The 10,518-nt window shown below is 60.0% G+C and carries 8 protein-coding genes, 1 other RNA gene and 1 pseudogene; 2 read left to right on the plus strand and 8 right to left on the minus strand.

Annotation, left to right across the window (positions count from 1 at the left end):
• The 5 genes from ACIREA_RS17420 to ACIREA_RS17440 form a co-directional block, all read right to left on the minus strand.
• Positions 1-491: FAD-dependent oxidoreductase (locus ACIREA_RS17420; protein WP_397383593.1), on the minus strand; the 491-nt coding region annotated here is incomplete at its 3' end.
• A gap of 63 nt (positions 492-554) precedes the next feature.
• Positions 555-2,351, minus strand: coding sequence for a M3 family oligoendopeptidase (locus ACIREA_RS17425; protein ID WP_397383594.1), 1,797 nt, complete (start codon positions 2,349-2,351; stop codon positions 555-557).
• A gap of 6 nt (positions 2,352-2,357) precedes the next feature.
• Complete coding sequence (locus ACIREA_RS17430; protein ID WP_397383595.1) at positions 2,358-3,389, minus strand: PfkB family carbohydrate kinase; 1,032 nt, start codon at positions 3,387-3,389, stop codon at positions 2,358-2,360.
• Positions 3,386-4,045, minus strand: a complete 660-nt coding sequence (locus ACIREA_RS17435) for a bifunctional 4-hydroxy-2-oxoglutarate aldolase/2-dehydro-3-deoxy-phosphogluconate aldolase (protein ID WP_397383596.1) — start codon at positions 4,043-4,045, stop codon at positions 3,386-3,388. Before ACIREA_RS17435 ends, ACIREA_RS17430 begins: the two co-directional genes overlap by 4 nt.
• 70 nt (positions 4,046-4,115) lie before the next feature.
• Positions 4,116-4,865: a polysaccharide lyase gene (locus ACIREA_RS17440; protein WP_397383597.1), complete on the minus strand. Its 750-nt coding sequence runs from the start codon at positions 4,863-4,865 to the stop codon at positions 4,116-4,118.
• Positions 4,866-4,965: 100 nt separating this feature from the next.
• On the opposite strand from ACIREA_RS17440, the gene ACIREA_RS17445 reads away from it, so the two are divergent.
• Entirely contained in the window at positions 4,966-6,270 is a 1,305-nt protein-coding gene (locus tag ACIREA_RS17445) for an ATP-dependent 6-phosphofructokinase (RefSeq protein WP_397383598.1), read from the plus strand.
• Here ACIREA_RS17445 and ACIREA_RS17450 read toward each other — a convergent pair whose 3' ends face one another.
• Positions 6,271-8,601 carry a sialidase family protein gene (locus tag ACIREA_RS17450; protein ID WP_397383599.1) on the minus strand — a complete coding sequence of 777 codons (2,331 nt, stop codon included), beginning with the start codon at positions 8,599-8,601 and terminating at the stop codon, positions 6,271-6,273. It lies immediately after the preceding gene.
• 97 nt (positions 8,602-8,698) lie between these two features.
• The gene (locus ACIREA_RS17455) at positions 8,699-9,856 is read right to left on the minus strand and encodes a metallophosphoesterase family protein (RefSeq protein WP_397383600.1); all 1,158 of its coding nucleotides are present in this window, start codon (positions 9,854-9,856) and stop codon (positions 8,699-8,701) included.
• Positions 9,857-9,996: 140 nt separating this feature from the next.
• On the opposite strand from ACIREA_RS17455, the gene ssrS reads away from it, so the two are divergent.
• Positions 9,997-10,178: non-coding RNA, 6S RNA (gene ssrS, locus ACIREA_RS17460), on the plus strand.
• Positions 10,179-10,249: 71 nt separating this feature from the next.
• Here the strand turns inward: ssrS and ACIREA_RS17465 are convergent.
• A pseudogene (locus ACIREA_RS17465) lies at positions 10,250-10,518 on the minus strand (polysaccharide deacetylase family protein); the annotation flags it as partial.

Genomic DNA, 10,518 nt, shown 5'->3' on the forward strand with positions numbered 1-10,518 from the left:
TTCCCTTCGCGAAACGCGGCGCAGACTTTGGTGTGATACTGGAATTTCACTCCTGCTTCAACGCAGAGCTCTTCGAGCAGGAGCTTCAGTGCTTCAGGGTCGTAGCAGAAACGGCTGGTGCTGGTGGAGTTTGCGCGTGCGCCGCGTGCATCGAGCTTGTCGCGCAGTTCCTTGGCGAAGCCGGGCTTGTTGAAGTCGAGGAAGTAGCCCAGGAGGCCAGCCGTCCAGATGCCGCCGAGACAGCCACGCCATTCAAACAGGCGCACTTTTGCGCCTGCGCGTGCTGCGGTAATGGCTGCCGTCACGCCTGCGGGTCCGGCACCGCAAACGATCACGTCGGCGTCATTGGCGAGGGGGATCTCGTGGGCAGGTTCAGCAAACATGCCTGCCTTTGGAGCCGCGTCAGCCGCCATGACCGGGCTCTGGCTGACCGCGCCACCGGCGAGTGCTGCGTGAAGAAAATGACGGCGGGAAACGGGGGCAGGTATCATGGGCCCACTATCACGAAGGGGGAGGCATCGAGCTATCAAAGACTTGCTAACTGCGTCTTGCTCTCACTTCAGCGCTTCATAGGCGGTCAGCGTCGGTTCGATGGCTTTCAGCGCCGTGGCCCAGAATTCTGGCTGGGTGATGTCTTCGCCGAGGCTTTGCTTCACCACTTCCTCGCAGGTCGCGCTGCCAGTCATGGAGAGGAAGGCTTCGTAGCGTGGGAGGAAGGCCGCGCCTTCGGCTTTGAAGCGTGCAAACAAGGCCTGGCTGAGCAGGTAGCCGAAGACGTAGGGGAAGTTGTAGAAGGAGACGCCGGTGATGAAGAAATGCATCTTGTAGGCCCAGAACATCGGGTCGGTGCCGTCATCGAGCAGGGTGTCGCCGTAGAGCTTGCGCTGTGCATCGGTCATCAGAGCGCTCAGGCGGCTCACGCTCAGCTCGCCGCTGGCACGTTCCGTGTAGAAGGCCTTCTCGAACTCGTAGCGCATCGGGATGTTGATGAGGTAGGCGTGCGCACGCAGCATTTCCTGATCGAGCAGGTAGGCCTTCGTGGCCTCGGTGATGCCCGGATTACTCATGAGGCCGTCGAGCAGGATCATCTCGCCAAAATTCGACGCCGTTTCCGCGAGGGTCATCGGATAGTTTGCCGCAAACGAACGGGCGGGACGGAGCACACAGGAATGCCAGGCGTGGCCGACTTCATGCGCCAGCGTGACCATGTCATGAACGGTGCGATGGAAGGTCATGTAAACGCGCTCTTCGTGCTTGAGCTGCGATCCGGTGCAGAAGGCACCGGGGCGCTTGCCGGCACGCGGCTGGGCTTCGATCCATCGCTGTGCGAGCATCTCGCGGAAATATTCGCCCAGTTTTGGGTAAGCGGAGCTGAAGGCATGATCGACCGTGGCGCAGGCTTCATCCCAGGTGAGTTCCTTTTCATCGGGCGCGGCAATCTGCGGTGCTTCGAGGTCGAAGTAATGCAACGCGGAGGTGCCTTGCAGCTTCGCGGCTTTGCGCAAGGCACGACGAGGCAGATCAATGTGCGTGTGGATGGCCTCCAGCATCGCATCGAGCGACTTGCGGCTCATCGCTCCATCAAACAACGGGGTGTCGAGGAAGTGTGGCAGACCACGACGTCCATAAAGGCTGAGGCGGGTACCGGCGATGCCGTTCAATCCGGCGGCGAGTGTCACGGCATGATCATTCCATGGCTTCTGCCCGTCATTGAAGGCAGCTTCGCGCAGTTTGCGGTCGGGTTCGGACATCAGCGCGCGGCGGCGGGACATCGGCACGATTTCCTTGTGCCCATCGGGGAAGGTCATCTCGAATTCCATCTTGCCGGTGAGCGTGTCGTAGAGACGGCCCCAGGCGTGGAGACCGTTCACATTAAGATCGGCCGCCAGGGCTTCCATCTCCGACTTCATCTGGTGCTGGCCTTCGTGGCGCATGCGCTTCACCGCGTGCTCGGCGTTCTTCAAAGAGAGATCGGCGAGCAAAGTGGCGAATGCGTCATCGCTCAAAGCTGCAAGGGCTGCACGGAGCGAGGCCATGAGCTTTGTGCTTTCAGCTTCGAGCGTGGAGATCCATGCCTCGTCGGCTTTCACTGCTTCGTCGTTTGCGTCATCTGCGGACAAGCAGCCGAGATAAGCTGAGAGATGGCCGAGACGATCGCTCAGTGATTCCAGAGCATTGATGACGCGGGCAATTTCAAGGGTATCGGCACCGAGAGCTGCGGCCTGTGTTTTGAGAGCCTCGACATCGCGCACGAGCACGGATTTGAAGTCGGTGTAGTCGGGGTTGCCGAAGCCGGAAAACCAGGATTCGAGGGACCAGCGGTCGGGATGGGTGGGGACAGAGTGAGACATAAAAAGTTAGCGGCTGACGCGGCCTCCGCCGTCGCCTTGCATGAGGGTTTCGATTTCGGCGCGGGTGCTGTAGTTGTAGTCGCCCTCGATGGAGTGGGCGAGGCAGCCGGCGGCTGTGGCGAAGGCGATGGCTGTTTGCGGCACGGATTTTTGGAGGAATGAAAAGACGAGACCGGCGGTGAAGGCATCACCTGCGCCGAGGCGGTCAATGATCTGGGTGATCGTGTAACGCGGTGCCGTGTGCAGCGTGTCAGTCGCAACCTCATAGAGCGCACCGCTGAAACATTGCGCGGCGGAAGTGCTGCCATCCCGCAGGGTGAAGGCGGCGTGGGTGAGGTTGGGAAACTGGGTGATGATCTGCTTTGCCAAAGCATGCAGATCATCGCTGTGTTCGATGCCGAGCATGGCGGTGGCGTCGCTGATACCACCGACGAAGATCTGAACGAAAGGCAGGAGCGATTTCATGGTGCGCGTGGCGAGATCACGGGCGGTGATTGGCGGCTCCCACTGCCAGAGTTTGGTGCGGTAGTTCATGTCGCACACGACTTTGATCTGACGACGCGCAGCTTCCTGCACAGCGACAAGCGCCACCTCGGCGGCATTGCGTGAAATCGCAGGCGTGATGCCGGAAATCACAAACCATTCGCAACCCGAGAGGATGGCGTCCCAGTCGTAGGTGGAGGCGGGTGTGATGGCCACTGCGGAGCCATCGCGGTCATAGATGACGTTGCCGCCACGTTGATTGGCGCCGTGCTCAAGGAAGTAGGTGCCCAGGCGTCCTTCGTGCGTGCGCAGGATGTTTTTGGTCTCGACACCGAGGCTGCGCAGATCGGCGATGCAAGCATCCGCGATGGCATTCTTGGGCAAGGCGGTGACAAAAGCTGCATCAATGCCGAGGTAGGCCAGCGAAGCGGCGATGCTGGCCTCGGCTCCGGCAAAGCTGGCATTCAGGGTGCCCGGCATGGCCTGCTGAAAACGTGCGAATCCCGGCGTGGCGAGACGCAGCATGATTTCGCCGAAAGTGATGACGCGGCTCATGGACGGACTTGCTTGACGATGTCCGTGGCCTCACGCGCCAGCGCGGTGATCACATCCCACCCGCCTCTTGCCACAATCTCCTTCGGTGCCAGCCATGAGCCGCCAAGGGCAAGCACCGCAGGTTCGCGCAGATAGTGCGCAGCATTTCCCGCTCCCACGCCGCCGAGCGGGATGAACTGCACACCGAGATGCATGAATGGTGCCATGATGCTGCGCAGGAAGATCAGACCACCGCTCGGCTCCGAAGGGAAAAATTTCAGCACACGGCAGCCGGCTTCGATGGCGATCTCAATGTCTGTGGGAGTGCAAACACCGGGCGCGAACGGAAGACCGATGCGAATCGCCTCGGCAACGACGCGTGGATTCATACCGGGAGCCACGCCGAAGCTTGCGCCAGCCTCCTTGGCCTCGTTCGCCTGCTTCGGTGTGAGGATGGTGCCCACGCCGACGGTCATCTCCGGGACTTCGGCGCGGATACGACGCAAAGATTCCAGCGCCGCATCGGTGCGCAGTGTGAGCTCGATGCCATTGACCCCACCCGCCAGCAGCGCACGCGCCAGCGGCACGGCATCCTCCACACGGTCGATCATCAAAACGGCAATCACGCCGGTCTGGTGGAGTTGCAGGCGCAGATTGTCAGGAAAAGCGGTGTTCATGGCAGGAAGCAGGAGGGGATGGGTGTTTTTGCAACTGACATGTGCGGCTTGGCGATGCAATTCCAACGCTTCACGGCTTCGTGATCTTCAAATCGTCGATGTAGATCCAGTTGTCGGTTTGAATGTCGGGATGACGATACATGCCGAGTTTGAGGAAGTGCTGAAAGGCGTTGTGCATGTTTGGACCGGAGGCGGTGGCGACGGGCCGGGTCATGTCGTTGAGGAAGAACGTGGCTTTGCCGTCTGCTTTTTGTGACCAGTGGATTTCGACGGTGATGCTGTGCCATTTACCGGGCTCAATAAAGACCGGGCCATGCTTCTGCGATTGATCGGGCCCATAGGCGATGCCGATGCCGAGTTTGCCGTCCAATTCACCGAGGCCAAGGAGCACCGGCGGACTCTTGGAAGCAAAGCCTTCCCAGCTTTCACCACGGTTGCGATCCGGCTGATCGTGCCACTGGCCGATGATCCACCAGCGATTTTTGGGTGCATCGGAAACGAACCCCTGCGGCACCATAAAGCGCCAGGAGTAGCGCACCGTATCGCCTTGCTGACATGGGTAATCGACACTGATCTCGGCACGGATGCCACCATTGAGTTTCTTCTGTCCGGGGAACACATGCAGCCCCAGATGCTGGTCCGCGCCCTCGCCCATGATGGCCACGTTTTCGATGGCGGGGACTTCGACATGGGCGAATTCCAGCAGATCGTCGGGCATGACGGTGCGTAGAAACGTGAGTTCTTTTGCACGAGCAGCGGGATCGGCACTTCGGCCACAGGAGGTGAGCAGCAGGATGGCGGCAATGACGCGGAGTTGCATATTTGAGACGGATGAGAGCATTTCGGCCAATGGATGTCGAGCCCAACCGCATAGGCCTCTAGAATGGCACTTCTCCTGCTTTAGACATTACCCACCCGCCATGACCCCAGCCCCTTCCGACACGAGCATCCCCACGCTCGGCCCTTGTTTGATTCATTCGCCCCTGCACCGGATCGGCGGAGTGGAGGCCCCCTACAAAACGGACGCGGTGGACCGCATTCTGTACCACAGCCATCTGCTCGAAGACGGGCGTGATGTGTCAAAGCCGAGCTACGAAGAGGCGGGGCCACGCGAAATGATCTACTTTGACCCGAGCAAGACCACGGTCGGCATCGTGACCTGCGGCGGTCTCTGCCCGGGGTTAAACGACATCATCCGCGGCATCGTGAACCGCTGCCATCAGCAGTACGGCGTCGCGCGCGTGTATGGCTTCCGCTACGGCTACGAGGGGCTGGTGCAGCGTTTCGGCCACACACCGCTGTTGCTGAAACCTTCGTCTGTGGAGCAGGCACACCATTTTGGTGGCACCCTGCTGGGCAGTTCGCGCGGCAAGCAGGACATTGGCGAGATGGTGGACACGCTGGAGGACATGAAGGTCGATATTCTTTTTGTGATCGGTGGTGATGGCACGCTGCGCGGTGCCGCGCAGATCGTGAAGGAAATCGAACGACGTGGATTGAAAAAGGCGGTCGTCGGCATTCCCAAGACCATCGACAATGACATCAGCTTCCTCGACAAGAGCTTCGGCTTTGAAACCGCATTTGATGCCGCCGTGCAGGCGGTGAAGTGCGCCTATGTCGAGGCCACCGGCGCGGTGAATGGAGTGGGCCTTGTTAAGCTCATGGGACGTGATTCCGGTTTCATCGCGTGCTATGCCGCGCTGGCGGGCAGCAACGTGGATTTTGTGCTGATTCCCGAGGTTCATTTTGAGCTGGACGGCGACGGAGGCTTTCTGGAGTTCTTGCGCCAGCGGCTGATCAAGCGCGGCAGCGCTGTGATCGTGGTGGCGGAGGGTGCTGGGCAGCACCTCATGCAAACCGGCGATGACACCGATGCGAGCGGCAACAAGCGCTATGGAGACATCGGCCCCTTTTTGAAGGATCGCATCAATGCCTTCTTCAGAGAACGGAAGACCGAGGTGAATCTCAAATACATCGATCCGAGCTACATCGTGCGCAGCGTGCCGGCCAATGCCCAGGACAACGTGTACTGCTCACGCCTAGCCCAAAACGCGGTGCATGCCGCCATGGCAGGCAAGACCAACATGCTGGTGGGCCGCTGGCACAATTCCTTCGTGCACCTGCCGCTGGAACTCGTCATCCATGGCCGCCGCAAGGTCGATCCCACGCAGGAGCTGTGGCACAGCGTCCTGGAATGCACCGGGCAGCCGATGGTGATGAAGTGATTACTTCACCGGCGGCAACTTGGCGCTGTAATGCACGGCGCGGTGGCGGTTGTCGTCGAAGGCGAAGTGGAGCCACTGGCCGTCCTTGCTGACGAAGCCGTCGGGGTAGTTCATGCGGCCTTTGGGGCCATCGACGGATTCCTGCTGCAGCACGCGCTGGTAGGGCCAGGTCTTCATGCCGTCAAAGCTGATCCACAGGGCCATGGGGCTGCGATGTTTGCTGTTGGGATTGTGCAGGATGGCCACGCGATCCCCGCCGAGATTGTAGAGCGTGGTTTTGCTGCCGGGATTGGGGATCTGGGTGATGGAGGCGAACTCGGGCCAGGTCTTGCCACCGTCTTTGCTTTCCGCTTTGTAAAGCATGCCGCCGAGACCATCGCCACGGATGACCATGGTGATGCGGCCGTCGGGATGCTCGAAGAGATCGTTCTCGGCCCAGCCGAAGTAGCGGCTGTTGGGTGTGAGGCGAATGTTGCCGTGCTCGCTCCAGGTTTTGCCGCCGTCGCTGCTGATGAGGACGCCGTTGCGTGGATTGGTGAAGTCGCGATCGAGAGGCGCACGATCCTGCTGGTCATCGGGGCCGATGTAATGCTGGAAGGGGATCATGATGCGGCCGTCTTTGCAGACGATGTGCTTGCGGATGAAGGTGCGCTCTTTGAGACGACCGGGGACTTCGATGGGCTTGCTCCAGGTCTTGAAGGAGTCGTCGCTGGTGAGATACCATGAGCGCCAGTCATTGGCCCAATGCTTGGAGTGCGTGGAGAAGAAGAGCGTGCTGCGCTGGCCGAGGATCATGAGCTCCGTGGGGCCCTGGCCGATGGTTTTGCCTTCACGAGGAAAGCCGACGTCGAATCGCTCCAGCGGTGTCCAGGTCTTGCCGAGATCGGTGCTGCGGGTGACGCCGGTGTAGTTCAGCGGACTGGGTTCGGTATCGCCACCGGCGAGAATGAAGAGAATCCATGAACCATCGGGCAACTCACGCAGGGTGGTATCACAGACCATTTTGTTGGGCGTGATGCCGTCATACGGGATGCTCTTGAAATCTTGCTTCGCGTCTTCAATGGCCTGCGCGGCCCAGGTGGGATCTGGCGTGATGGATTTGGGCAACTTGGGTGCGTGCGCTTTATTGACGACGGTCTTGCCGACGGTGGCGCGGCGTTTGATCTCCTCGGGGTCCATCGTGAGTTTGCCGATCTCAGCCTGCTTGGCGATGTCTGCCTCCGTGAACTTCACATGCAGGATTTCGGCATCGGTGTGACGGTTCCAGTCATAGAGGATGTGGATGTCACCATTCGGTGCCTGAAAGCCATCGGGATAGGAGACTTCGGCGCGATCATCGATGAGGAAGCCTTTGCCCCAGGTCTTGCCATCGTCCTCGGAGAGGAAGGCCTTCAGGTTGGAGCGGCGTGGCAGACGCGCGTTGATGGGACCGTTTTTCACCAGGAGGAGTTTTCCAGAGGCGAGGCGGCGGATGAAGAAGCGTGCGCTTGGGTTTTGAATGGCGGAGGGCTGGGGCTCGCTCCATGTAGCGCCTTTGTCGGCGGAGGTGCTTTCACTGATGCCGTCTTTGGTGCGGGCGAGCATCCAGAGGCTGCCATCCTTGCGCTCGACGATCATGTGTTCATCGAAGTCGGTGCGTGGAAAGGGCACGCCACCACGGCGGGTCCAGGTTTTGCCCTGATCGGTGCTGGCGAAGACATTCGCCATGCGGATCACATCGAGATCTTTGTGTGCTTCCTTGTCCACACCGGGGCCGTGCATGCGGTCGCGGGTCCAGAGTGAGACGGGCAGCAGCCAGTCGCCATTGGTCAGCACGGTGGGCTTGTTCAGGGTACAGCCATCGGCGAAGCGCAGGGGAGCGGTCCACTTCGGCTCTGCGGCATCGGGATCATCACACCGGATGTACCAGTCGCCGCAGCGACCATCAAAGTAGCCGAGGCTTTGATCGAAGAAGCACCACAAGCGGCCTAGAGGATCGGTCCAGAGATTGCCCACGAGTGCGCGGCGCTCGTACTTCACGCCATTGAGTTCGCCATCCTGAGGATCGATCACGACACGCGGCTTGGACCACGATTTGCCATCGTCCTCGCTCGTCGCGAGCATGAAGAAGCCATTCGGTGAATCACCGTTGCCGACCCAGGCGGCCCACAGGCGGCCTTTCGGCGTGCGGTCGATGCCGATGATCATATTTCCCGGCCGCTTGTCTGCGTCATACTCGGGCCCGGGCTGCGTGTTAACCACGGGCGGTTCGAGGGCGAGGTCGAGCAGGGCCTTGTCCTGAGCGACGGCTTGCACAGCGAACAGAGAGAGAAGCAGGAGCGTGTGTTTCATGGTTGGTTGTGGAAGAAGAACGCTGCCAGACATCGCATTCACGGCCCATCCGGGCAAATCCGGGTGTTATGTTAACACCAAGATGTGCAACCATGCACTACCTCGCCGGATAGCTCTGCTGATCCAGCACCTGCCCTGCAAGGCTCTTGATTTCAATCTTCATCGGCGACTTCGGTTTGAAGGTGAGCAGGACGTAGCTGTGCTCGCTGGCGAAGAAAGCGGACTTCGGATCCGGGTAGCGATCCCCATCGCCTTTGAGCGCGGTGTTGTAATAGGGGAAGCCGTCCACCATGGCTCGTTCCGCGAAATAGCCAAAGCCGGTAATGACAGCGGAGCCCTGCTGAAACAGCCTGCCCCATTCGCCCTTCAACTGGCCGCGCATGGTGGCGCTGCGTTCGTTTTGGATGCTGATCGTGTGGCCTGCGCGCTGCGGCTGCATCTGCTGGCGATACCAAGCGAGTTGTTCCGAAGCGGCGTCGAAGGGATGACCCGTCTGCCAAGTGGTGCCCATGTCCTGAATGTGTTCGAGATCGAGTGCGATGAAGCGCGCATCGAACTCAGGAAACGCGAGCGTCCAGTTCCACTCATTGCCGGGCAGCGCAAAGAATTCGCGATAGGCTGCAGCGTCCACGTCATAAACTGCCTCGGGCGGCGGCTTGGGGCCACGCGAACGGATTTCGCGGTCATGATTCCCCAGCACGGGCATAAAGGGAGTGCTGCGAAACAACTCGGGCTGCGAGTCGATCAGCGCGCTGAAAGCCTTCGTTCCCTCGCGTCCTTTTTGATGCAGGCTGCCAACATTGTCGCCCGCTGTCATCAGTACATGCACATTGTCTTTGATCAAGGCGGCGAGATCTGGCTGCGCAAAACCCCAGTTCCCGACCACGGCGACGCGGAGTTCTTTGGAGGGCATGGCTTTGAAGTGATGGATGGCGGATTCCTCATCGCCTGATCGCACTTGGTAGTCGTACGTGACGTCTTTTTCAGGGATCGGGATTTCGAGGTGATGCAGCGTGACCAGCTCGTCCGAAAAAACGCTGCTCATGTGGACATCCAGCTTCCCGGGCATTAACGGAGGCGCGATGGAGGCCTCAGTGTTGATGCCAAACCTCACTTCTGAAGGGGCGGGCTGGGCGGTCTCCCAGTTCACGGTGATGTGAGTCGGTTCGGCGCGCTGAAAGCTCAGCCAGATGCGCTGAATGGCGGCTGCTTCGGTGGTGGAGCAAAGCAGGAGAAAAAGGAAAAAACGCGTCATGAATGTAGGAGGAAACAAACGCCTGCCATGCATGGATTTCTCCGATGAAGACAAGCGACACCGTCCTTGATCATGCGCTCATCACAGGATACCCTTGGCCCATCCTGGTCCGGCATTTTGCTGCGGCCTGCTCTTTGAAAAATTTCCTGCGGTGTTCGTTTTCGAGCTTTGTGGCCCGGCCCGATTCATCAACTGCGGGGGCTACGCGCTGAAGTGACATGTCATGCCTTCACTGGAAGACAGAGCTTCATCACGCGGGTTCCCACCTGGTCTCATGGGATACGTGAGCCCTTTGTATTCGGACGGCACAGGCGGGTCTGAAAGCGTCCCGGCTCCGCCCGGGGCGCTTTCTTTTTTTCAGCGCACAAGGCAGGCAGGCCTTGCGGCCTGTCCTCAAGCCTTCGGCTTCTTCTCAGGAAGCGGCTTGGGATCTTTGTCGCCGATGGCTTCGGCGGGACGGATGATCACGCCGACGGGCATCGAGGCCTTCTCCATGTTCAGGAGCTGGCTCACGGTGACAAATTGATACCCCTTGGCCAGCAGCTGGTCGAACATCGCCGGCATGGCGGTGATGGTGGGCGGATGGATGTCATGCGAGAGCATGATGGCACCCGGATGCGCACCATTGACGAGGCGGCTGGTCACAGCGGCCACACCCGGAC

The organism is Prosthecobacter sp., from assembly GCF_044373815.1.
Taxonomy (GTDB): Bacteria; Verrucomicrobiota; Verrucomicrobiia; order Verrucomicrobiales; family Verrucomicrobiaceae; genus Prosthecobacter.